A 22,909-nucleotide genomic window follows, 5' to 3' on the forward strand; every position below is an offset into this window, starting at 1 on the left:
ACAAGCCTTTCACAGTCAGACAATTAAACCACCCAAGCAACACTTGAAAGAATAATATTCCAAATGACTACTTATGTTGGATTTTCATTTCTAAAGTAAAAACTCTACCTTTAAACTTTCGTCCCACGTTATAAACAAATCAGCGAACATTCGAATGAAAACCAACAAGACTCTTCTATCAACAGCAGTGGCATTAAGCCTACTTGGCACAACGGGCATGGCTAACGCAGCAGGTTTCCAACTTGCTGAATATTCTGCAACAGGCCTAGGTCGAGCATATGCTGGTGAAGCAGCAATGGCTGACAACGCAAGTGCACAATGGCGTAACCCAGCAATGCTAACTTATTTGGAAGGCACTCAAGTGTCCGTTGGTGCAATCTATGTGAACCCAAATATTGATATTGAAGGTGATGTAAACTTCCACGGTAGTACTTCTTCTGCATCTTCAGATGATTTCGCACATGATGCAATCATTCCAAACTTCTACCTATCACACCAATACAATGAGAAATTCGCGATTGGTTTGGCATTTGGCACCAACTACGGCATGGAAACCGATTTAGGTAAAGGCTTTGGTGCATCACACTTCGGTAACGAAGCAAGCGTAACGACAATGGAAGCGAACTTAAACGCAGCTTACAAAGTCAATGAATCAATCAGCGTTGGTGGTGGTATCCGTTACATCATCGGCGAAGGCAGCTTTGGCGCAGCAGCACCTAAGAATAACATTGTAGGGCAGCACCCTGTCACTGGCGATACTATCAGTGTTCCTCAAGGTACCGCTCTAAAATACATGGAAGGTGACGATACCGCTTGGGGCTGGCAAGTTGGTACTGCATGGCAGATCAATGAAAATAACCGTATCGGCTTCGCGTACAAATCTGAAGTTGAACTGAAGCTTGAAGGCCATGCTGAAGGTCTAGGTTTTGGCTTCGGTACTTCTGAGCTTCCACAGCTACGTGACAACGGCTACATGTACCTAAACCTGCCTGCAACGGCTGAGTTGGCAAGCTTCCACCAAGTAACAGACCAACTTGCGTTACACGCAAGCTTTAACTGGACGGATTGGAGCTCTTTCGAGAAATTGGAAGCACGTCTAGATACCGCTGGCACGCATATGGTTAAAGTAGAAAACTGGGAAGATAACTACCGCTTTGCTGTTGGTGCCACTTACCAGCTTGATCCTAAGCTAGCGCTACGTACTGGTATTGCGTACGATACTTCAGCGGTAAGCGACAAAAACCGTACGATCACTATCCCAGAAACTGACCGTACTTGGCTAAGTATTGGCGCAACGTACGATTGGACGAAAGACTTCAGCCTAGACGCTGGCTTCACCTATATTTTTGCGAAAGACGCACCAATCGTTGAGTCTCGTGGTTACAAGTCAGACGACACTGCAGAACAAGTCGGCGGCCAATTCGTAGGCGAAACTACGGGTAATGTTTGGCTAATCGGTGTTCAAGCAAACTACCGCTTCTAACCGAGCTGCAAAATACAAAAAAGGCTTAGCATCAGCTAAGCCTTTTTTCATTTGTATATTGTAAAGAACAGCGCTTAAAAGTCTTCTAGGTATTCGTCTAAATACTCTTCTTCTTCGATGTTAACTTCTTCCACCGTTTCAACTTCTGCTTTAAAGTTTTGACGCTGAATATAAACATCGCGAGTAAGAATGTATGGATCCGGCGACGAGTCTAACTGTGCTTCTTGCGGTACTAATAAAGCACGCTTCTCCATGCCTTCAAACGCCCACTTACCCAAACTCGCCCAGAAGTTGAGGTAAGAGAGGGGTAAATACGTACTATCTACGGTATCTGTCACTTCACGTAAGGTATACGGGCCATAACCTGGAATCATGAAGTAAGGGCCATTTCCAACACCATAGTGGCCTACTGCATCACTGAACGCTTTCTCGTCGTACTTCGTAATACCCGCGGCACTTGCAATATCGAATAAACCGAAAATACCAAACGTCGAGTTAATCCAAAAACGGTTAAAGTGGTCCACGGCTTTCGTGCCGTTACCCATGACTAAGTTATTAACCATGCTGGCTGGCTCATCTAAGTTCGACAAGAAGTTAGCGATACCGGAACGAATAGGAACTGGCGTGTATTCCACATACGCAAGTGATACAGGACGAACCAAATACGGATCTAAATATTCGTAGTTGATTTCCCACATGGTTCGGTTAAAGCCTTCCAACGGGTCATACACATCAGAAGTCGTTTGATTTGTTTCTTGTCCCGTTACTGCTTCATCAGGCGCACTTGAACAGCCAACCAGTCCAACTGCAAGCAGTAACAAGAAGGTAGATTTACCCTTGTTATACATTTTATTTTCCATAACGACTATTAATGTACCTAAGTCACCCAATGAACAGTTGTACGTATGTTGAGCAGTATACGTAGTAAAGATGACTCAGATATGGGAATAAATAAAGGCCAGCAGTCGCTGGCCTTCGGTATTCTACTCGATCGTTTAGAGTCATACCACTAAAGGCAACTGACTCTACCTCGTTGTCATGTTTCAGAGACAGATGTTAACAATTAATACTGCTGATCAATGGTCACTTCTACTGGTGCGCCAAATTCAACGACGTCACTTTCTCCGTGCCAATCTTGATCACGCGTTGCTACGTTACCGTCAGAGTCCACACGCACACGGACGATTAACTTGTCGAGTGAAGATAGTTTTTGCCCTTGCATCATGGCATTACCATCATCTAATACGACTGTACGAGGGAAAGTACCCAGCGGATAGCGAGCTGCAGCAACAGGCATTGGTGAGCCATCTGCACGATGTACCGACACAATCAGAACTGCGTTTGGATTCAACTGAGCATTTGGTGCCACATTAATTGTCACAGCGACACTCTTATCCGGTGAAACCGCTTCGCCCATTTGCTTACGAGCGCTCTCAATACTGCGTGACAACATCTCGTAGCGGCTATCTTCTGGACCAATCATTTGCTGCATGATTCCCCAGTACTTGATCGCTGCCGGGAAGTCTTGACGCTCAAACGCATCGAACGCTAACAAAGAAAACACACGCAGATCGACATAGTCTTGCTGCATCAGCTTGCCGAGTAATGAGCGAGCCGTCGCTTGATCCATTTCCTCTTGAGACAGCATCAGAGCTTGTGCATAACCCAACATCACATCAGGATCTTTGGGCTCTAGGCGATATGACTTTTCCATCGCATCGATAGCAGTCGTGACATCACGATTTGCTAACGCAATACGACCTAGCAATAACCAACCTGTCGAGTCTTCCGGCTGGTAATGTAAGCGAGTTCGAAGGGCAAGGGTCAAATCCGCCATTTCATCGTCACTCAACGGCTCAGAAGAAGCCGACATCAGCTTTTTCGATAACTCAGGTAGATTTGCAGACACTTCTTGCCATTGAACAATATCGTCTGACGCGCCAAATTTGTAATACAAGCCATAGCTCAACGCCACCGTCAGAATTACCGATGGAACTAAAACCGCGATTGGTGAAACCTTGGTTTCTTTTTGCGCTTTATCACCCGGAATATCGTCAAGGAGAGACTGCTTTAGATCAGAAATCAGTTCGTCTTCGCTTTCAACCAGCCCTTCGTCGGTTTCTTCTGCAAGTTCAGATAAACGGTCTTTATAAAATGCCTTGTTGAGCTCATCGCGTAACACATCATCATTGTTCGCTTTTTGTTTAAGCAGCGGCAAAGCCACCAGCGCACAAGCAATAAGCGTAAGAGCAACGGTGGAAATCCAAAATAGTGTCATTACTTCTTATCTCCGTTGTTCTCTTCTTCTTCAAGCAATGCTTTTAAACGAGCCTCTTTTTGCTCATCCCATTGCTCGTCACTGCTCGCTTTTGCCTTAACTTTAGATTTACGGCTACGCAGTACAATCAAACCAAAACCACCCAATACCACAGCGAGCGGCCCTAGCCACAAGATCGCAGTAGCAACCGTAAATGGTGGGTTGTAAGTCACGAAGTTACCATATCGGGCGATCATGTAATCAACAATCTCATCTTTGGACTTACCTTCTTTGGTCATTTCGTACACCTTATGGCGTAAGTCTTGAGCAAGTTCAGCGTTAGAATCCGAGATCGTGTTGTTCTGACATTTAGGGCAACGGAGCGTATGGCTTAGCTCTTTGAACTGCTGTTCTTGTTCCAAGTTATCGAACTCGTACACCTCAATGGCGGCGTGAGCAGCAAGAGATAATGTCATGACAGCAAAAACTGCAAGGATCAGCTTTCTCATTGCTTCGCCTCCTCAACCAATTTGTTGTAAAGCGGCTCCAGTGTTTCTGACCAATTACGTGGGTTAACATCCCCCACATGACGATAGCGAATCACACCATTTGCATCAATAATGAATGTTTCTGGTGCACCATAAACGCCAAGGTCAAGACCAAGCATACCGCTACCATCAAATAGGCTAATTAAGTAAGGGTTGCCGAGATCATTCAACCAACCTACCGCTTTGTTACGATCATCTTTGTAATTCATACCGATAATCTTAACGCCCTTACCCGCCAATTCGTTTAGGTATTTATGCTCTGCATAACACGTTGGACACCACGTAGCCCAAACGTTCAAGAGCAACGGCTCACCTTTAAAAATTGACTGGTCGTATTGTTTTCCAGGTTCAGCTAAGTCTTCTAAGTGAAACTCAGGAACTGGCTTACCAACCAAAACCGACTCCAATTTCGTTGGATCATCGCCCTCTTGGTTGCGCATTAACTGGGTTGCGAAAATGCCCGCCAAAATCATGAAAGCGACGAGCGGAATAAATAAGATTTTCTTATTCATGTTATGCCTCCTGCTCTTTTGACTTCGCGTTTTTCTTTGAAGATTTGCGGAAGCGATAACGCTTATCTGAAATCGCTAGTGCACCGCCTAACGCCATAATCAAAGAGCCAGCCCAAATCCAACGAACGAACGGTTTATAGTAAATACGAACAGCCCAAGATCGGTTGTCGTCTAAACGTTCACCCATTGCAATGTATAAGTCACGACTAATTCCACGGTCAATGGCAGCTTCGGTCATCATAGACTTAGCCGTACGGTAGAAGCGCTTCTCAGCGTGAAGCGTATTCACGTATTTGCCATCATGTGTGATCTCAAAATCCGCGATGTAGCCATCGTAGTTTGGACCATCTTTATCACGCAGGCCTGAGAAGTAGAAATCATAACCTTGAATTTGGAAGTGTTCGCCAGGTGCTAAACGTACATCACGCTCGATGCTGTAGTTCTGTACCATCGCAATACCGATAACAGATACCGCCAGACCAACATGACCCAACATCATCGCCCAATGGCTACGCTGCAGCTTGCGAACGCCTTCACTAAAGCTATGACGGTGCGTTGCACGCTCATATAGTTCAAAGCCATGCATTGCAATAATCCAAATCGCCATTACCCAGCCAATGTAAGCCATAGTTGAGAAGAAGTCGGCAAACAGGTATACGCATACCGCGGCCAAAGCAAAAGCAAGCACACCTGAAACGAGCATTGGTTTCACAAGTTTAGATAAATTGTCTCGCTTCCAACGGATAAGTGGACCAATACCAAGTAGGAAAGCAAATGGCATCATCAACCAAGCAAACAGCATGTCGAAGAATGGCGCACCGATAGAAACCGACCCCAAACCAAGCTGCTTGTGTACGAGCGGCAACAGTGTCCCCACTAACACAACAACAAGTGCTGCGATAAGTAATACGTTGTTGGCTAAGAGCGCGTTTTCACGAGAGACTAAGTCGAAGTTACCACGTACACGTACTGCTGCCCCTTTTACAGCAAACAGCAATAAAGAGCCGCCGATAACGAAAACGAGGAAGCCTAGAATAAACATACCGCGTGACGGGTCAGACGCGAACGCGTGCACTGATACTAAAATACCGGAACGGACTAAGAATGTGCCCAACAAACTCAACGAAAATGCAGAGATTGCCAATAGTACCGTCCACGCTTTAAATGTGCCGCGTTTTTCTGTCACGGCAAGAGAGTGCATTAATGCGGTACCCGCTAACCAAGGCATGAATGATGCGTTTTCTACTGGGTCCCAGAACCACCAGCCACCCCAGCCAAGTTCGTAGTAAGCCCACCAAGAGCCTAGTGCGATACCGAGTGTTAAAAATACCCATGCAGCGGTTGTCCAAGGACGAGACCAACGGGCCCAAGCCGTATCAAGGCGTCCAGTCATTAGGGATGCGATCGCAAAAGAGAAGGCAACCGAGAAACCAACGTAGCCCATGTAAAGCATTGGCGGGTGAACAATCAAACCAGGGTCTTGAAGCAGAGGGTTCAAATCACGTCCGTCAACCGGGAAGAAAGGCAACGTACGTAAGAATGGGTTTGACGTTAAGATGATAAACAGTAGGAAACCCACTGAGATCATGCCCATTACGGCAAGTACACGTGCAACCGACTCTTGCGGCATACCACGACTGAATGTCGCTACAGCGACAGTCCAAGCAGCTTGGATTAAAACCCATAGCAACAGTGAACCTTCGTGTGCACCCCATACTGCGGTTAAACGGTAGTACCAAGGAAGCTGACTATTCGAGTTGCTCGCTACATACTGTAACGTGAAGTCGTTGGTATAAAATCCCCAACATAAAATGGCGAAAGAGAACAACAGCATCAGGAACATAGACCAAGATAGCGGTCGCGCTGTGTTCATGAGCATGGTGTTATTATTCGATGCTCCCCACAATGGCAATACGCTCAGCAGCACAGCCATTGCAAGCGAAAGAATGAGAGCAAAGTGACCGATTTCAGCAATCATTGGCCGCTTCCTTGTTTCTGTTCGGTGCTGTATTGAAGCGGTTCATGCGTTTTCTTCATCGCTTCTGCAATTTCTGGTGGCATGTATTCTTCATCGTGCTTCGCTAGGACCTCAAATGCCTCAACTGTCGTGGCATCTTTCAGTACACCTTGAGCCACAATACCCTGCCCTTCACGGAACAAGTCAGGAAGAATACCGTCATAAGTAATCGTCACTTTAGGACCGACATCGTGCAGGTCAAAACTCACTTTCAAAGAATTAGGATCTCGACGAACCGAGCCCACAACCACCATACCACCAATACGCAGACGCTGGCCTACTTCTGGCTTGGTGCCATCTGGCTTACCATTAACCAATTCCGTTGGAGTGTAGAAAAGGTCCATATTTTGGTTAAGCGCATAAAGTATCAAACCAATGGTGGCACTAATACCGATAAAGATCGCTAGTACGATACCTAGCCTCTTTTTACGTCTCGGGTTCATAAGGTGTTCTCCATGTTCTTCGCTGCGTCGATACGAGCTTGACGGTCAATTTTTGCTTTCACTTCTTTCAATAATGCATCACCGCGGCGAAGGCTAGTGATCAGAAGAATCAGCATGGATAAGAAAGTAATACCAAACGCACTCCATACGTATGATGCGTAGCCACCCATGGCAAAAAAGTCGCTCAGAGATTCAAAATGCATAATCAATTACCTCACTGAGTTTGTTCTGTTGCGAGTTTGCGCACCCAAGGGCGGTGACTTTCTTTACTGATGATTTCGTTACGAAAACGTACCATCGTCACTGCACCAAAGAAGAACGCAAAGCCAAAGATGTTTAGCAATAACGGCCAAAGCATGTCGGATGAAATAGAAGGTTGTTCAAATTTCGTGATCGTCGCGCCTTGGTGAAGCGTGTTCCACCATTCTACGGAAAAGTGAATGATAGGTAGGTTCACGACGCCTACGATCGCTAAAATACCCGCCGCTTTTGCGGCTGTTTTCTGATCGTCAAACGCGTGATAAAGCGCAATAACACCAAGATAGAGAAATAGAAGAATCAACTCTGAAGTAAGACGCGCATCCCATACCCACCAAGTGCCCCACATTGGCTTACCCCAAACGGCACCAGTAAGTAGAGCAATAAAGGTAAATACCGCACCAATCGGCGCCATCGCAAGTGCCGCCATATCAGATAGACGTACTTGCCATACTAAGCCAATAAATGCCGCAATCGCCATCGACATATAAACGCCCATAGACCAAATAGCTGATGGGACATGAATGTAGATGATTCGGAAACTGTCACCTTGTTGGTAATCTGAAGGCGCAAATGCAAGCCCCCAAACCGTACCAACCGATAAGCATACGAGGGCCAATACAGAAAACCAAGGCAGAAACTTACCACTCAAACGGTAAGCGGTTTCTGGCTTGGCATAAGGATGTAGCCATTTCCACATGTTTTGTTCTCACTCTTACTTCAGGGACACTGTCTAAAGGGCTGAGACCGTAGCAGTGCTTTAATAATAATTCTTTGATCAAGCGCCGCTTCATTGGCACTTTATTGAGTTAGTTAACACTAACTCTCAATGCGGCACTAATGGCAAAAGGCGTTAACGTCATCGCTCCCATTAGCATCGCACCTAAAATTGCTAGTTGACCGTTATACGCCATACCAAGCGCGGCGGCATCAATTGCTGATGTTGCGAAAATCAAAATTGGGATGTAGAGCGGAAGAATAAGCAAACTCAAAAGAACGCCCCCCTTTTGCAACCCAACCGTCAAAGCCACACCAATAGCTCCAATAAAACTTAGTGTCGGTGTACCGATCATCAAGGTTAGTACAACAGATAGCCAAGTATTGAAATCGAGCGAAAGTAAAACCGCCAATAATGGGCTAATTAGGATCAGAGGTAACCCTGTTAACAACCAATGTGCTATGACCTTTGAAACCACTACAAGTTGCAATGGAATCGGCATTAGCATCATTTGTTCCAATGCACCGTCTTGAAAATCATCACGAAATAGACGCTCTAATGATAATAAGGCAGATAGCAATGCGGCAACCCAAACAATGCCCGCTGCAATACGTGCTAACAAATTTGGTTCAGGCCCGATACTAAGAGGAAACAGAGTAATAACAATAATAAAGAACCAAAGCGGGTTCAGAATGTCTGCCTGACGGCGAAATGCTATCAATAGCTCGCGGCGAATGATGGTGGTCATAGATGGAATCATATCAATCACCCAACTTTATTTTTCTAAGTTTCGGGCTGTCCGAAAACATATCTTGATGCGTAGTCAACACGACAATACCGCCATTATCAGCGTGACTTGCGAACAAAGATTCAAGCACTTTGACGCCTTGCTTATCTATGGCGGTCAACGGTTCATCTAAAATCCATAAAATTTGCTTACTGAGCCATAACCTTGCTAGTGCCACTCGTCGTTGCTGACCTGCGGAAAGCTGTGCTACAGGCACATCTTCTCGACCAGCTAAACCAACTTGAGTTAAAGCAGTGAAGATTTCTTCGTCAGAAGAGCGGTTATTTTGAATAGATTGGTAAAAACGTAAGTTTTCTAGTGCGGTAAGCTCTCGTTTCACTCCAGTTTGATGCCCTAAGAACAGCAGATCTTGATGGAAAACATCACGAGATTTTTCAACCTCTTCTCCTTTCCACTTAATGATGCCTTCTTCTCTATCACCTAAACCTGTCACAATACGTAGTAACGTAGTTTTGCCAGTACCATTGCGCCCTTCTATCTGGACCAATTCACCAGGCTTAATTTCAAACTGCAGGTTTTCAAACAGGACCCTCTCATCACGGATCGCTGTCAGGTTAGATACTTCTAACATAGAGCTTCAACTAAAAAATGAACGAAGCGCTATATTAGCACAGCTTAGTTATGACAAAACAGGATAAGAGGGCTGGGATGTATGTAAGTTCATGTATTTTTGTTAATTAATCGTCACACTTTAATAAAATTAACTATAAGTAGTTATAAGCTCTCATTTTAACTTGGGGAGCGAGTGCTAAGAATGAAGAGAGCTCAAGGTAACCTAGGGCTGTATTGCAAAAAGATAATTAGTAACCGAACACAAAAAAAGAGGCTTATCGCCTCTTTTTATCGCTTTAAAACCTTTAGCGTCGACGACGTCCACGCGTCGGGTATTCTGCATCATCTGATGGCTGACCGCTTAGTGGTGGAATTTTCTCTTTTCCCGCCAGTTTTTTCTGTAGTGAAAGCATCAATTCCGCTTCAGCTTTTGGCAGTTCACACTCTTCAATGAGCTCATTGATATCTGCACCAAGCTGTACCATTTTAGAAGCTCGACTGTACAAGCGACCATCAGTATCAGCGTGCTCGAGTTCACGAATTCTCTCGTTTAGGTGCTGAATAATGTCTTGTTGTTCCGTTACTTTTTGTCCAAGACCAACGACAACCGAACGCACTTCGAGTAACTGCTTACTCAACTTTTGTACTTCTTTATCTACATGTCGAGACTGTGCTCGTTGCTGGTCTACTTGCTTTTGCAACCCCGAGCGAATGCGCAGTTGCAAAACAACCAACACCAACACGATAAAAGCGACGCCACCCGCAAGGAATGGAACAGATAAAAGAGTCTCTTCAGCCATCATTATTCAGCCCATTATAGGTGAGCCATCTCGTCCCATTCGTCATCCGTTAGGAGCTTGTTCAAATCCACAAGGATAAGAAGTTTGCCGTCACGGTTGCTCACACCTTGGATGAACTTCGCGCTTTCATCAGTACCAACAGAAGGCGTCGTGTCAATTTCAGAAGAACGTAGGTAAACCACTTCTGCCACACTATCTACCAAAATACCAATCACTTGACGCTCTGACTCGATCACAATAATACGAGTATTATCTGTAACTTCGCCTTCCATCAGGCCGAAACGCGAACGCGTGTCGATAACAGTAACCACGTTACCACGCAGGTTGATGATACCCAGAACATAATCTGGCGCACCTGGAACGGGTGCAATTTCAGTATAACGAAGTACTTCACGAACTTGCATTACGTTGATGCCGTACGTTTCTTCTTCTAGCTGGAACGTCACCCACTGAAGAACTTCGTCATTCGATGCATCTTTCTTCACTTCTACTTCAAAAGCTTGAGACATAGTTAATCCTCGTTAATGTCGTTCCCGACTTAAATCTAATTCAGTGATTTGACATCTAAACCGGCGTTTAGCATGTCAATGAGCGCCTGGACATGAATTAAGGCGCACATTTTTTCTTTTACCATGCCCGCTAGCCAAGGGCGCTTACCCGCCTGTTCACGCCAGCGAACCTTGTCGATATTGAGCGTTTCCGTCCCCATTAGTTGGTTACTGGCCAGCCCCCACATGCTCTCTCCAAGCATGACAACGTATTGGTAATTATCTTTGTAACTGTCATCGCGAAGCTTATCTGCCATCACCCATTTCGCGGTATCGACGACATCAAACTGTTGCTCACGATTTGTTTGTAGCCCCAAATACCAGGCGGGCTTTCCTATCAAATGGTTAAGCTCGCTGATGCGATGAATACCACCTAACTCATCAAGCGGTACGGCAAACGTGACATCATTCACATCAAAGTAAAGCACTTGAAAATCTTCACTTCGCTTCGTGCTTTCCCAGTCAGTTGGTATTTCGGAACCTGTTTGTGTCTCGAGCTCGGTATCAACGTTCGATTCTATATTGACATCATGCTCAATCACCGATTGAGGTTCAACCAGTTCTGGCTGAGTTTCCTCAAAAACTGGCGCATCAATCACCCAGTCTTGTATCTCTTCAACTGTTTGTAACTCGGGCGCCTCACTAACGGTTTGTACGTCTGGCTCAGCCGCTTTTATTTCTGCTGCAATATCAATCGTATTTTGTTCAAGAATACTATCAATATCTAACTCGGCTACAGGGTTGCTTGCTTCAAGCTGACTTAATAACCTTTGCACATCTTCCAGATTTGGGGCTTCCAATTCTGGCGGGTACGCTTCTTGAAACTGGTAAGTTTCCGGCTCCGAGTATTGAAACTGTAATTCTGGCTCTGGCTCTGGCTCTGGCTCTGGCTCTGGCTCTGGCTCTGGCTCTGGCTCTGGCTCTGGCTCTGGCTCTGGCTCTGGCTCTGGCTCTGGCTCTGGCTCTGGCTCTGCAGATGATATTTCTTGAGCCAGCAAGTCAAGCTCTTCCTCAAGAGTCGTTGCTTCAGCCTCATCACCCAATAGCGCATTAAAGTAGTCATCAAGCGCTTGTTCACTGGAAAGCACGTCGTTACTGCTCATCGAACGCTAACCTCTCCAGGTAAATCAGTAACTGTTTATACGCAAACACACCACGACTACCAGATGCAAAATGCGATGCTGGCAAATGCTTTAAACTAGCATCACGGAACTTGGTATCAATCGGCACCGCAGAGGTCCATACTTGATTTGGGTAATCTTTCTTCAGTTGCATCAATGTCTGCAAAGACGCTTTGGTGCGCTTGTCATACATCGTTGGAACGATAGTCACTTTGAAACCACCCGGACGAGACTTTTGCATAATGGTTAACGTGCGCATCATGCGTTCCAAGCCTTTCATCGCCAAAAACTCGGTTTGAACGGGAATCAAAATTCGGTCACTGGCGGCCAGTGCGTTGACCATCATCACACCAAGAATTGGCGGACAGTCAATCAACACATAATCATAGTCTTGTGAGACCGCTTGTAGAGCTCGTTTTAAGATCAGCCCCATCCCACTGCGATTCCCCATGACACGATCAAGCGTCGCAAGGGACATATGCGCGGGAATGATATCCATCCCTTCCAGTTTTGTCTCTAGGATTAACGGCCTCACCGTTTCACGAGAGAATGTCTTCAACTGGAATAAATCAAATAGGCTCGAAGTTACTGCGTCAGGATCATAACCAAGATAGGTAGTCAGTGATGCGTGAGGGTCAGTATCGACCATCAGTACGCGATGACCTTTTTGACTCAGCAAACCCGCTAATGTCACTGTTGAGGTGGTTTTACCCACGCCACCTTTCTGGTTAGCTACACTCCAAACAATCATGATGAATCCTACGCTAGGCCAACTTCCACCAACATGCGTTCTGCAATGCGGTCAAGCGGTAAATCTTCTGAAGAAATGCCTGCTTTAGCAACAGCTTGGGGCATACCATAAACAACACAACTTTCTTCATCTTGAGCCCAAATAGTTGAGCCTGCAGACTTCAACATACGAGCGCCTTCACGACCGTCTGCACCCATGCCAGTCAGCACTAAAGAGAGTACTTTGTCACCGTATACTTTGGCTGCAGAACCAAAAGTCACATCCACACATGGTTTGTAGTTCATGCGGTCGCCGCCATCAATGATACGAAGACGAGCAGCCCCCGCTCGACCATCCACCATCATTTGCTTACCACCTGGAGCAAGGTATGCCACACCAGGCTGTAAGACATCGCCGTCTTCTGCTTCTTTCACTTGAATCTTACACAAGGTATTCAAACGGCTGGCAAATGCAGCAGTAAAGGTTGCTGGCATATGTTGGATCAATACGATCGGATGCGGGTAGTTCATCGGTAAACGCGTCAGAATTTTTTGCAAAGCAACCGGACCACCAGTCGACGTGCCAATTGCGGTCAGTTGATACTTCTTACCGGAGGCTCGGAACTTTGCCGCAGCCGGTCGAGCAGGAGCTGGAGTCGCTGGCGAAGCCGTTCTTGAACCTAGTGGACGAGATGCCGCATTGGTACTCGCAGCAACGCGAGTGATTGGTCGACGCATAAAAGCGCGCTTCGAAGCAATCTGAATAACTCGTTGCTGAAGCAGTGACACCGCTTCTTCGCGGTTACGTGCGATGTCTTCAAACTTTTTCGGTAAGAAATCCAATGCGCCCGCATCAAGCGCATCAAGCGTGGCTTTCGCCCCGTCATGAGTCAGGGACGAAAACATTAGGATTGGCGTTGGAGCCGCTGCCATGATTTCACGTACAGCGGTAATGCCATCCATCACTGGCATTTCAATATCCATCGTGATGACGTCCGGTTTAAGAGATTTGGCTTTCTCAACCGCCTCTCTGCCATTTACCGCAACGTCAATCACTTCTAGGCGCGATTCTGAGTTGATGATTTCGCTCACGCGACGTCGAAAAAAACTCGAATCATCAACGACTAGTACTTTAATCGCCATCTTATTCCTTTTAATAACGTCAGCTTTGCTTAAAGGCGTGAAGCCGCAGCATATCGCTTAAGTAAATCAGGCACATCTAGAATTAATGCAATATGGCCATCGCTAGTGATTGTTGCACCAGCCATGCCCGGAGTGCCTTGCAATAGATTATCGAGTGGCTTAATAACCACTTCTTCTTGACCAATAAGCGTATCCACAACAAAACCAACGCGCTGGTTACCGATCTGTACAATAACCACATGACCGTGACCAGTACGCTCTTCGACGTTTTGTGATTTGGATGCTAACCAGTTCTGTAAGTAAAATAGCGGGATAGATTTTTCACGCACAATGATCGTCAACTGACCATCTACCACGTTTGTGCGACTCAGATCCAAGTGGAAAATTTCGCTCACAGATGCCAGTGGCAGTGCAAACGGATGACCGCCAACACCAACCATCAGTGTTGGTAGGATCGCAAGCGTCAGTGGTACTTTGATGGTGATCTTAGTGCCTTTACCTAGCTCAGAATCGATATCGATTGAACCATTTAAGGTGTTGATCGCCGTCTTAACCACATCCATGCCAACGCCACGACCAGAGATGTCAGAAATTTTATCTTTACTTGAGAAACCTGGCGCAAAGATAAGGTTGAAGCACTCTTTGTCTGTTAAACGGGCCGCCGCATCTTCGTCCATCATGCCGCGCTTAACCGCGATACCACGCAGTTTGTTCGGGTCCATACCGCCGCCATCATCTACGATGGATAGCTCAATGTGATCCCCTTCTTGCGATGCAGACAAAATCACTTTACCTGTGCGTGATTTACCTGCTTTCGCGCGGTCGTCTGGCATTTCAATACCGTGGTCAACCGAGTTACGAACCAAGTGAATCAATGGATCAGCCAATGCTTCTACAAGGTTTTTATCGAGATCGGTTTCTTCACCGCGCATTTCCAGCACGATGTCTTTATTTAGGTTGCGCGCCAAGTCACGGACAACGCGTGGGAAACGGCCAAATACTTTCTTGATTGGCTGCATACGCGTTTTCATTACCGCGCCTTGCAGATCCGCCGTTACGACATCAAGGTTGGCGACCGCTTTGGACATTTCTTCATTGTCGCTGTTCAAACCAAGGCTTAATAGACGGTTTCGGACCAATACAAGCTCACCTACCATGTTCATGATGGTATCAAGCGTTGAGGTATCGACACGAACGGTTGCCTCGGCCTGAGGCTTTTTAACCGCTGGCGCTTTCGCCTCTTCTTTCACCGCGACAGGTTTAGATTCTGGTTTTGGTGCTGGAGCCGGAGTTGGCGCTGCTGGTGCTGGTGCTGGCTTAACCGCAGGCTCAGGTTTCGCAGGGCTTTCCTCTACGTTTGCTGATGCCGGCTTCGTTGCCATATCCAGTTCTTCTAGCGTAGGACCTTTGCCCGCACCATGTAGCTCATCGAGTAACTTTTCGAACTCTTCGTCCGTCATTAAGTCACTATCTTGATTTGCTGACGATGCAACTGGCGCAGCTGGTTCTGCCGCTTTAGGAGGTTCTACTGGTGCAGATGCTGCAGCCTCTGCCGCTGATGGACTTTTGCCGACGCCGTGAAGTTCGTCAAGTAGACGTTCAAATTCATCGTCAGTGATATCGCCACTTTCAACTGATGGCGCACTTGATTGAGGGGGCTCTGATGGCGTTGTTGGTGTCGCAGGTTCTGAAGCGCCTGGAGCTGAGCCTTTACCATGAAGTTCATCCAGCAGCTTTTCGAATTCGTCTTGGGTAATTTCATCAACAGAGCCGACACTTGACGCTGGCGCGGCAGGTTCTTCAATAACAGGCTCAGGACTGACAGGTTCAGGAGTAACCACTGGCTCTTCAACCACGGTTGCAGCGACTTCATCTTCTGATTCAGGTTTACATAGACGATGAAGTTCTTCAAGAAGGGCAGGATCCGCTGCTTCCAATGGTTCACGATCTTGAACGGCTTGGAACTGGGTATTGACCGTATCCAACGCTTTTAGCATCGTATCCATTAAGTTTTGCGTGACCGTGCGTTGGCCGTTTCGTAAAACGTCGAACACGTTCTCCGCACCATGACAAGTATCGACTAGCTCTGCCAAAGACAGGAAGCCAGCACCGCCTTTTACGGTGTGAAACCCGCGGAAAATTGCATTAAGTAAGTCTTTGTCTTCTGGGTTATTTTCCAATTCAACCAACTGCTCAGAAAGCAGTTCGAGAATTTCCCCAGCCTCAATGAGAAAGTCCTGAAGAATATCTTCGTCTAAATCGTAGCTCATACGTTACCTTTAAAATCCAAGACTGGACAACAAGTCATCGACTTCGTCCTGCGATGAAACCGCATCTTCTCTCAGTTCTGGATGAAGAATCGGGCCTTCGGCTTCGCTTGTTTGTGTATTCTTTTTATCTGCCGGTTCTGACAAAACTTGAATGTGTTCTTCAGGTTTATTTCCAGAGAATACGGTTAGGATTTCCACTAAGCGGCCTTCTACTTCATTTACCAACGTAATTACGCGGCGAATAATTTGGCCAGTTAGGTCTTGGAAGTCTTGCGCCATGAGAATTTCGGTCAATTGACCACGCAACTCAGTGCTGTCACCTTCGACTTGAACTAATAGCTCGTCGATTCGGTGGCAAAGTGCTTTGAATTCGCTTAATTCGATGCGCCCGTGCATGAGTTCATTCCATTGAGGACGAACTTTCTGAAGGCAATCATTCAGGTTGTCAGCGATAGGAAGGCAGCAGTCGACTGCATCCATCGTTTTGTTGGCTGCTAGCTCTGTCTTCTCGATCACATAATTAAGACGATCCCTTGCGTTAGGGATTTCGTCTTTCGCAATTTCGGTCATGCGCTGATCGAGACTGAACTGCTTGAGTGATTCGTGAAGGTCTCGAGTTAAGGCTCCAATTTCTTGCAGCATTGGATTCTCGGCACCTTCGTAGATCGAGGCAACAAGCATATTGGCTTGGTCTTGTTCCCCGTTTTCTAGCATTTGAACGAGTGACTTCGCCTGCTCTAGTGAGATCATTCTGAATAGACCCTTTTACGTTTAGTTCTTCTTATCACTTTAAAAACGCTAAACGAGTCATTTAATAGGTATTTAATAATTGGTATGAATGACTCGAATAACAAAGAGAAAAAGAGAGAGTTATAAACGCTCGAAAATTTTATCTAATTTTTCTTTTAATGTTGCAGCAGTAAATGGCTTAACAATGTAGCCGTTTACGCCTGCTTGAGCAGCTTCAATGATCTGCTCACGCTTCGCTTCAGCCGTGATCATTAGAACTGGCAAATGCTTAAGCTCTGCATCCGCGCGGATGTGTTTAAGCAAATCGATGCCTTGCATACCTGGCATGTTCCAGTCAGTTACAACAAAATCGAAGTCACCTTTTTTCAGCATTGGTAATGCGGTTAAACCATCGTCCGCTTCTTGAGTGTTATTGAAACCCAAGTCACGAAGCAGGTTTTTAACAATACGGCGCATTGTTGAGAAATCATCAACAATAAGGATCTTCATGTTTTTATTCAAAATTGCCTCCACTGAATCGTAAAATCAGTGTTTTTAGTCATTTTGTGTCCACGCACTGAGCTTGGTGCGCAAACGTTGCATCGCTTGACTCAGTATTTGACTTACGCGAGATTCGCTTACGCCTAACACATCGCCAATTTCTTTCAAATTGAGTTCTTCATCATAATAAAGCGAAAGTACCAAAGCTTCACGCTCTGGAAGCTGTTTTATTGATTCAACCAGTGCTTTTCGAAATGATTCATCGGCAACCCCTTTGAATGGGTTACTGTCATCAGTTTCATCTGCAGGTGAAATCACATCATCAGAAACGCCTAAATCTTCAATACCGACTAATTTTGAGCAGTTGATATCGGTCAGAGCACTATGATATTGATCCAGTGTCATACCGAGATGCTTGGCTACTTCAGAATCAGTAGGATCTCGATTTAATTCGCCTTCCAGCTCCGCAATCGCTTGGTTAATCTCTCGATTATTTTTATGAACAGAACGCGGTACCCAATCGCCTTTGCGCATGTCATCTAACATTGCACCGCGAATACGGATACCTGCATAAGTTTCAAAGCTCGCACCTTTAGAACCATCATAATTCTGCTGAGCTTCGATAAGACCGATCATGCCGGCCTGAATTAAATCCTCTACCTGAACACTCGGCGGTAAACGGCCTAATAGGTGGTGAGCAATGCGCTTAACCAACACTGAGTAGCGCTCTATAAACGCTTGCTGGCTATTAAACTTGCCATGTTGGTCATAGGTTATCGCTTTATTCACCAAAAGGGTCCTCTGCGAATTCGGTACGATTTAGCAACCTTTCCACAAAAAATTCCAAGTGTCCACTTGGTGTTTTCGGTAGTGGCCACGTTAACGCTTTGTTTGCTAGTGAGCTAATAGCTAAAGCGGCAGGTGAGCGAGGGAACGCATCAACGACAATTTTTTGTCTTTTTACAGCCTGTCGTACTTTATCATCTAATGGAATACATGCTACGAGTTCAAGGCTGACATTCAAGAATCGCTCTGTGACTAGCGTCAACTTTGCAAACAATTCTCGCCCTTCACGGTAGCTTCTGACCATATTTGCTACAACTTTAAAGCGTTGGACCTGGTGTTCTTTACTTAACAGCTTAATTAACGCATATGCATCGGTGATTGAAGTTGGTTCATCACACACAACCACAACGACATCTTGAGCTGCTCGCGAAAAACTGATTACCATGTCAGAAATGCCTGCGGCGGTATCTATCAGCAGGACGTCCATTTCGTCTTCAAGACTACCAAATGCTCGAATGAGTCCAGCATGTTGAGCGTGAGAAAGCTCAGTCATGCTCTGTGTGCCAGAAGTTGCAGGGATTATCTTTATACCATAAGGCCCTTCGACAATCGCATCTTTTAGCTCACATTCACCCGCTAAGACATGTCCTAGATTACGTTTTGCACGAATTCCGAGCATCACGTCCACATTGGCCAGACCTAAATCAGCGTCGAGAACCATCACCTTCTTGCCTTGGCGAGCCATACAAATCGCCAGACCCAGTGTTACGTTTGATTTCCCCACACCACCTTTGCCGCCAGTAACAGCAATCACTTTGGTCAACGATGGTTGTGTTAAGCGACGGAGGCCGCTTGCTTGATCGTGTATCATATTCTCAGTCATAGTAGTCCGCCGCCTTAGAGTCCTTCACTGTCACTGTTCCAAAAGTGAGGTTCGTTCTCTGTCGACTTCTCTAACAGTTCATTTGCTTTCGCAAGCATATATTTTGGTTGCGCTATCACAATGTCTTCTGGCACGCGCTGACCATTAGCGATGTAAGCCACTGGCATTGCGTTTTGAATCACTACACTGATGAATTCGCCTAGACTTAATGACTCATCAAGCTTCGTCATAATACAACCCGAAAGTGGTATGCGTCGGAAGTGATCCAGCGTTTCTTGTAGAACGCGACGTTGTGCGGTAGCTGGCAAAACAAGGTAGCTGTGAATCACTTCTCCGCTCTCTTGCATTAGAGTATCGAGCTGCTCAGAAAGCCTGACATCTCGTTGCCCCATCCCTGCCGTATCGACCAAAATCAGTCTTCTGTTTCTTAGCTGATATATAACATCGGCTAACTCGTTAGAATCTTTAGCAACTCTTACGGGACAACCCATGATTCTTCCGTAAATTGAGAGCTGCTCATGTGCACCTATGCGATATGTATCTGTTGTCACAAGGGCCACATTATCGGCACCGTATTCCATGGCGGCACGTGCTGCGAGCTTCGCAACGGTGGTTGTTTTTCCCACCCCCGTCGGACCTAACAGTGCAACCACACCACCACGTTTTAAAATGTCCTGTTTAGGAATATTGATTTGATCCGCCACAAGCGACAACAACGCTTTCCACGCTCGCGCTGGTTTTGTATCTTCCGGGATATAGCACGCCATTTGGTCTGCTAACTCCGGAGAAACGCCCATACGCTCTAAGCGCTTAATCAGCATTGCTCTGAGCGGCTCTCGACGTTCCACTTCCTGCCACATTAGGCCAGAGACTTGATGCTCTAGAAGACGACGAATTGACGTCATCTCTTCGCGCATACTCTCCAGCTCATCAGCAGACTCTTCTCGCTCATCACTTGGACGGCGGCGATCATAGCGTGTCGGATCCAACTTCGGCGTTGGACGCTCAAATCGATTATCTTGTGCGATTAACTTCGCCAAAGGTGAATCTGGTTGATATGGCGCTGGCTTTTCTTGGTTGTAGCCGTCGCGATGCTTATTCTGGCGTTGCAATAAAGCAGAGAGCGAATCTTCATTTTCCGCTACATGATCGTCAGCATCTGCTGCACCACCACTATATTGCTTAAGCATGTTAGCGAATCGCTGCGTCATCGAGCCTGTTTTTTCGTTGTTACTGTTATTACTGTTCAGGCTAATTTTATCTTCATCTAAATGACGATCTTGATAACGATCTGCAGAAGACGATGACATTTGACGATGTTCGTTATAGCGATTCGATTGAGAAGCACCGCGATTTTGTTGTGATGCTACGCTTGCTTGAGACGGGTTAGATTCACTATCTATCGCCGCAACAATCGCCACCCCACCAGCCACTTTCTTGTTTGACATGATCACCGCTTCCGCGCCTAACTCCTCTTTCACTTGGAGCAGCGCCGTTCTCATGTCTTTGGCAAAAAATCGCTTTATTTTCAAACTATGAATCCATTAATGATGCGTGAGATCAGTTACCCACGGCTTGCACAATTCTGATCTGTTTTTCATCCGGGATTTCTTGGTAAGACAGTACCCGGAGATTAGGTATTGTGTTCTTCACAAATTTCGCCAACGTCGAGCGTAATACACCGGAAGTAAGCAGAACGGCAGGTTCGCCTTTCAATTCTTGTTCCTGTGTCGCTTGGCTTAGTGAAGACTGCAATCGTTCAGCGAGCCCCGGTTCAATCCCCGCGGATTCGCCTCCTGATGCTTGCATAGTTTGATGCAATATTTGTTCCAGTTCAGGTATCAAAGTAATCACTGGCAGCTCAGGCTCTATACCATTGATTTCTTGAACAATTAGACGTTTTAGACTAATTCGAACTGCTGCCGTCAATATGTCAGCTTCTTGACTCTTACTTGAGTACTCAGCCAAAGTTTGAACAATCGTGCGAATATCGCGGATTGGGATGGCCTCGTTTAACAAGTTTTGTAGGACTTTCACCACCACACCTAATGGTAATTGGTCAGGAACAAAGTTCTCAACCAACTTAGGCGCGCTGCGTCCTAACATTTCTAATAAATTCTCTACTTCTTCATGACCAATCAACTGCGATGCGTTATTAGTCAATAACTGGCTCAGGTGCGTCGCTAATACTGTCGATGAGTCAACAACCGTATAACCTAACGCCTGAGCATGCTCACGCTGATCTTCGCGAATCCATACAGCTTCCAGTCCAAATGCAGGGTCAATGGTTGGCTCGCCATCAATCATGCCATACACCTGACCTGGGTTAATCGCTAGCTCTTGATCCGGACGAATCTCAGCTTCGCCCACCGCAACCCCCATTAATGTGATTCGATAGCTGTTTGGCGTCAGTTCAAGGTTGTCACGTATGTGAACCGCAGGGATTAAAAACCCAAAATCTTGCGATAGCTTTTTACGCACACCTTTTACGCGCTCTAACAGTTCTCCACCTTGGTCTCGGTCCACTAGCGGAATCAAGCGGTAACCCACTTCTAGGCCAATAATATCGACTGGCTGGACGTCGTCCCAAGAAAGCTCGCGTTGTGATGAAGGCTCTGTACCTTCGTCGGCTTTCGCTGGTAAAGCCGGTTCTTTCGCTTTCTGCTTTTGGCGTTTATCGATGAAATACGCCGCCGCGCCAGCCGCTACCGCCAGACTCAAAAACGCAAAGTGTGGCATGCCCGGTACGATGCCCATCACACCGAGAATAGCTGCGGTAATCATCAGTGCTTTTGGGTTGTCGAACATCTGGAAGACCAGCTGTTCACCCATGTCTTCATCAGTGTTTTGACGTGTCACCATCATCGCCGCTGCAATCGACAGCAATAGCGATGGAATCTGTGCAACTAGGCCGTCACCAATCGTCAGCAAAGTATAGATTTCAATTGCCTCACCGAAACCCAATCCATACTGCGCCATACCGATCGACAGACCGCCGATGATGTTGATAAACAGAATCAAAATACCGGCAATCGCGTCACCTTTTACGAACTTCGAGGCACCATCCATCGAGCCGTAGAAATCCGCTTCTTTTGTCACTTCAAAACGACGAACTCTTGCTTGTTCTTGGTCTATCAATCCGGCATTTAAGTCCGCATCAATCGCCATCTGCTTACCTGGCAACGCATCAAGGGTGAAGCGAGCACTTACCTCAGAGATACGACCCGCACCTTTGGTCACCACCATAAAGTTGATGATCATTAAGATAAGGAAAACCACTAAGCCGACCGCGTAGTTACCACCAATAACGACATTACCAAACGCTTCAATTACGTTACCTGCCGCGTTGCCGCCTTCGTGACCATGCAGTAAGACGACACGTGTCGAGGCAACGTTCAGCGCCAAACGCAACAAGGTCGCGATCAGCAGTACCGTCGGAAAAGCGGCGAAGTCCAACGGACGACGTGTGTAAACGGTCACTAACAACACCACCATCGACAACGCGATGTTAAAGGTGAAGAACATATCCAGCAAAAAGGCTGGAATAGGCAGCACCACCATCGCTAAGGTGGCCAAAACCATCACCGGCGCGCCAATAGCTGGCATTTCACGCTGAGGGATTCGTGGCAATTTATCTGCAAATGGCAGGCTTAACTTCATACTACGAGAGATCTCAATCGATTGAAGCGTCACGTTAGCTCTTACTATTAATACGCGACCGCTTTGGCCTAAAAGTTTAGGTATGGTTGATAATTAAGGCGTTTTAAGCAAGCTATGTACCATAATTAACGCCAAAATAATGA

The 22,909-nt window shown here is 46.2% G+C and carries 23 protein-coding genes; 1 reads left to right on the forward strand and 22 read right to left on the reverse strand.

Annotated elements, in window-relative coordinates:
- The first annotated feature begins 154 nt into the window (after positions 1-154).
- A complete protein-coding gene (locus F7Y48_RS06255; protein WP_258506754.1) occupies positions 155-1,483 on the forward strand; it encodes an outer membrane protein transport protein in 1,329 nt (442 codons plus the stop codon).
- 74 nt (positions 1,484-1,557) lie between these two features.
- Here F7Y48_RS06255 and F7Y48_RS06260 read toward each other — a convergent pair whose 3' ends face one another.
- From F7Y48_RS06260 to flhA, 22 genes are all read right to left on the reverse strand, one after another.
- Positions 1,558-2,331 carry a VacJ family lipoprotein gene (locus tag F7Y48_RS06260; protein ID WP_005394290.1) on the reverse strand — a complete coding sequence of 258 codons (774 nt, stop codon included), beginning with the start codon at positions 2,329-2,331 and terminating at the stop codon, positions 1,558-1,560.
- A gap of 215 nt (positions 2,332-2,546) precedes the next feature.
- Entirely contained in the window at positions 2,547-3,761 is a 1,215-nt protein-coding gene (gene ccmI, locus F7Y48_RS06265; protein WP_085342878.1) for a c-type cytochrome biogenesis protein CcmI, read from the reverse strand.
- Positions 3,761-4,249 (reverse strand): cytochrome c-type biogenesis protein, encoded by a 489-nt coding sequence (locus F7Y48_RS06270; RefSeq protein ID WP_258506758.1) that lies wholly within the window; start codon positions 4,247-4,249, stop codon positions 3,761-3,763. The genes ccmI and F7Y48_RS06270 overlap by 1 nt, the downstream gene beginning before the upstream one ends.
- Entirely contained in the window at positions 4,246-4,800 is a 555-nt protein-coding gene (locus F7Y48_RS06275; RefSeq protein ID WP_012841537.1) for a DsbE family thiol:disulfide interchange protein, read from the reverse strand. Before F7Y48_RS06275 ends, F7Y48_RS06270 begins: the two co-directional genes overlap by 4 nt.
- A gap of 1 nt (position 4,801) precedes the next feature.
- Positions 4,802-6,778 (reverse strand): heme lyase CcmF/NrfE family subunit, encoded by a 1,977-nt coding sequence (locus F7Y48_RS06280; protein ID WP_005394299.1) that lies wholly within the window; start codon positions 6,776-6,778, stop codon positions 4,802-4,804.
- Positions 6,775-7,260: a cytochrome c maturation protein CcmE gene (ccmE, locus tag F7Y48_RS06285; protein WP_005380516.1), complete on the reverse strand. Its 486-nt coding sequence runs from the start codon at positions 7,258-7,260 to the stop codon at positions 6,775-6,777. Before ccmE ends, F7Y48_RS06280 begins: the two co-directional genes overlap by 4 nt.
- Positions 7,257-7,463 carry a heme exporter protein CcmD gene (ccmD, locus tag F7Y48_RS06290; protein ID WP_005380515.1) on the reverse strand — a complete coding sequence of 69 codons (207 nt, stop codon included), beginning with the start codon at positions 7,461-7,463 and terminating at the stop codon, positions 7,257-7,259. Before ccmD ends, ccmE begins: the two co-directional genes overlap by 4 nt.
- A gap of 11 nt (positions 7,464-7,474) precedes the next feature.
- Positions 7,475-8,218 carry a heme ABC transporter permease gene (locus F7Y48_RS06295; RefSeq protein WP_005394301.1) on the reverse strand — a complete coding sequence of 248 codons (744 nt, stop codon included), beginning with the start codon at positions 8,216-8,218 and terminating at the stop codon, positions 7,475-7,477.
- Positions 8,219-8,327: 109 nt separating this feature from the next.
- Positions 8,328-8,996, reverse strand: a complete 669-nt coding sequence (ccmB, locus tag F7Y48_RS06300; RefSeq protein WP_006741714.1) for a heme exporter protein CcmB — start codon at positions 8,994-8,996, stop codon at positions 8,328-8,330.
- 1 nt (position 8,997) lies between these two features.
- Positions 8,998-9,615 carry a cytochrome c biogenesis heme-transporting ATPase CcmA gene (ccmA, locus tag F7Y48_RS06305; protein ID WP_012841536.1) on the reverse strand — a complete coding sequence of 206 codons (618 nt, stop codon included), beginning with the start codon at positions 9,613-9,615 and terminating at the stop codon, positions 8,998-9,000.
- Positions 9,616-9,901: 286 nt separating this feature from the next.
- Positions 9,902-10,396 carry a DUF2802 domain-containing protein gene (locus F7Y48_RS06310; protein WP_046875563.1) on the reverse strand — a complete coding sequence of 165 codons (495 nt, stop codon included), beginning with the start codon at positions 10,394-10,396 and terminating at the stop codon, positions 9,902-9,904.
- A 14-nt stretch (positions 10,397-10,410) separates the two neighbouring features.
- Positions 10,411-10,905: a chemotaxis protein CheW gene (locus tag F7Y48_RS06315; RefSeq protein WP_005380507.1), complete on the reverse strand. Its 495-nt coding sequence runs from the start codon at positions 10,903-10,905 to the stop codon at positions 10,411-10,413.
- 35 nt (positions 10,906-10,940) lie between these two features.
- Positions 10,941-12,047 carry a chemotaxis protein CheW gene (locus tag F7Y48_RS06320; RefSeq protein WP_257896871.1) on the reverse strand — a complete coding sequence of 369 codons (1,107 nt, stop codon included), beginning with the start codon at positions 12,045-12,047 and terminating at the stop codon, positions 10,941-10,943.
- Positions 12,037-12,816, reverse strand: coding sequence for a ParA family protein (locus F7Y48_RS06325; protein ID WP_006741712.1), 780 nt, complete (start codon positions 12,814-12,816; stop codon positions 12,037-12,039). Before F7Y48_RS06325 ends, F7Y48_RS06320 begins: the two co-directional genes overlap by 11 nt.
- A gap of 8 nt (positions 12,817-12,824) precedes the next feature.
- Positions 12,825-13,937 (reverse strand): chemotaxis response regulator protein-glutamate methylesterase, encoded by a 1,113-nt coding sequence (locus F7Y48_RS06330; RefSeq protein WP_316682587.1) that lies wholly within the window; start codon positions 13,935-13,937, stop codon positions 12,825-12,827.
- A gap of 29 nt (positions 13,938-13,966) precedes the next feature.
- Positions 13,967-16,207, reverse strand: a complete 2,241-nt coding sequence (locus tag F7Y48_RS06335) for a chemotaxis protein CheA (protein ID WP_258506773.1) — start codon at positions 16,205-16,207, stop codon at positions 13,967-13,969.
- 9 nt (positions 16,208-16,216) lie between these two features.
- A complete protein-coding gene (locus F7Y48_RS06340; protein ID WP_258506775.1) occupies positions 16,217-16,957 on the reverse strand; it encodes a protein phosphatase CheZ in 741 nt (246 codons plus the stop codon).
- Between the two features lie 120 nt (positions 16,958-17,077).
- On the reverse strand, positions 17,078-17,446 hold the full coding sequence (gene cheY, locus F7Y48_RS06345; RefSeq protein WP_017635949.1) for a chemotaxis response regulator CheY: 369 nt from the start codon (positions 17,444-17,446) through the stop codon (positions 17,078-17,080).
- A gap of 45 nt (positions 17,447-17,491) precedes the next feature.
- Entirely contained in the window at positions 17,492-18,226 is a 735-nt protein-coding gene (locus F7Y48_RS06350; RefSeq protein ID WP_258506776.1) for an RNA polymerase sigma factor FliA, read from the reverse strand.
- Positions 18,219-19,106, reverse strand: coding sequence for a MinD/ParA family protein (locus tag F7Y48_RS06355; protein WP_005380498.1), 888 nt, complete (start codon positions 19,104-19,106; stop codon positions 18,219-18,221). Before F7Y48_RS06355 ends, F7Y48_RS06350 begins: the two co-directional genes overlap by 8 nt.
- A gap of 14 nt (positions 19,107-19,120) precedes the next feature.
- Positions 19,121-20,638: a flagellar biosynthesis protein FlhF gene (flhF, locus tag F7Y48_RS06360; protein WP_258506778.1), complete on the reverse strand. Its 1,518-nt coding sequence runs from the start codon at positions 20,636-20,638 to the stop codon at positions 19,121-19,123.
- A gap of 28 nt (positions 20,639-20,666) precedes the next feature.
- On the reverse strand, positions 20,667-22,766 hold the full coding sequence (gene flhA / locus F7Y48_RS06365) for a flagellar biosynthesis protein FlhA (protein ID WP_046875562.1): 2,100 nt from the start codon (positions 22,764-22,766) through the stop codon (positions 20,667-20,669).
- Positions 22,767-22,909: the final 143 nt, after the last annotated feature.

This window comes from Vibrio sp. 2-1-2a, from assembly GCF_032648565.1.
In the GTDB taxonomy this organism is placed as follows: Bacteria; Pseudomonadota; Gammaproteobacteria; order Enterobacterales; family Vibrionaceae; genus Vibrio; species Vibrio diabolicus.

Bases quoted from the DNA above. Each gene is read 5' to 3' on its own strand.
- ccmA (WP_012841536.1), bottom strand. From the start codon at position 9,615: ATGTTAGAAGTATCTAACCTGACAGCGATCCGTGATGAGAGGGTCCTG.
- F7Y48_RS06355 (WP_005380498.1), bottom strand. From the start codon at position 19,106: ATGACTGAGAATATGATACACGATCAAGCAAGCGGCCTCCGTCGCTTA.
- ccmB (WP_006741714.1), bottom strand. From the start codon at position 8,996: ATGATTCCATCTATGACCACCATCATTCGCCGCGAGCTATTGATAGCA.
- F7Y48_RS06280 (WP_005394299.1), bottom strand. From the start codon at position 6,778: ATGATTGCTGAAATCGGTCACTTTGCTCTCATTCTTTCGCTTGCAATG.
- F7Y48_RS06295 (WP_005394301.1), bottom strand. From the start codon at position 8,218: ATGTGGAAATGGCTACATCCTTATGCCAAGCCAGAAACCGCTTACCGT.
- F7Y48_RS06335 (WP_258506773.1), bottom strand. From the start codon at position 16,207: ATGAGCTACGATTTAGACGAAGATATTCTTCAGGACTTTCTCATTGAG.
- F7Y48_RS06330 (WP_316682587.1), bottom strand. From the start codon at position 13,937: ATGGCGATTAAAGTACTAGTCGTTGATGATTCGAGTTTTTTTCGACGT.
- F7Y48_RS06325 (WP_006741712.1), bottom strand. From the start codon at position 12,816: ATGATTGTTTGGAGTGTAGCTAACCAGAAAGGTGGCGTGGGTAAAACC.
- F7Y48_RS06275 (WP_012841537.1), bottom strand. From the start codon at position 4,800: ATGAATAAGAAAATCTTATTTATTCCGCTCGTCGCTTTCATGATTTTG.
- F7Y48_RS06315 (WP_005380507.1), bottom strand. From the start codon at position 10,905: ATGTCTCAAGCTTTTGAAGTAGAAGTGAAGAAAGATGCATCGAATGAC.
- F7Y48_RS06260 (WP_005394290.1), bottom strand. From the start codon at position 2,331: ATGTATAACAAGGGTAAATCTACCTTCTTGTTACTGCTTGCAGTTGGA.
- F7Y48_RS06255 (WP_258506754.1), top strand. From the start codon at position 155: ATGAAAACCAACAAGACTCTTCTATCAACAGCAGTGGCATTAAGCCTA.
- flhA (WP_046875562.1), bottom strand. From the start codon at position 22,766: ATGAAGTTAAGCCTGCCATTTGCAGATAAATTGCCACGAATCCCTCAG.
- F7Y48_RS06270 (WP_258506758.1), bottom strand. From the start codon at position 4,249: ATGAGAAAGCTGATCCTTGCAGTTTTTGCTGTCATGACATTATCTCTT.
- ccmI (WP_085342878.1), bottom strand. From the start codon at position 3,761: ATGACACTATTTTGGATTTCCACCGTTGCTCTTACGCTTATTGCTTGT.
- F7Y48_RS06320 (WP_257896871.1), bottom strand. From the start codon at position 12,047: ATGAGCAGTAACGACGTGCTTTCCAGTGAACAAGCGCTTGATGACTAC.
- F7Y48_RS06340 (WP_258506775.1), bottom strand. From the start codon at position 16,957: ATGATCTCACTAGAGCAGGCGAAGTCACTCGTTCAAATGCTAGAAAAC.
- F7Y48_RS06310 (WP_046875563.1), bottom strand. From the start codon at position 10,396: ATGGCTGAAGAGACTCTTTTATCTGTTCCATTCCTTGCGGGTGGCGTC.
- ccmE (WP_005380516.1), bottom strand. From the start codon at position 7,260: ATGAACCCGAGACGTAAAAAGAGGCTAGGTATCGTACTAGCGATCTTT.
- cheY (WP_017635949.1), bottom strand. From the start codon at position 17,446: ATGAAGATCCTTATTGTTGATGATTTCTCAACAATGCGCCGTATTGTT.
- ccmD (WP_005380515.1), bottom strand. From the start codon at position 7,463: ATGCATTTTGAATCTCTGAGCGACTTTTTTGCCATGGGTGGCTACGCA.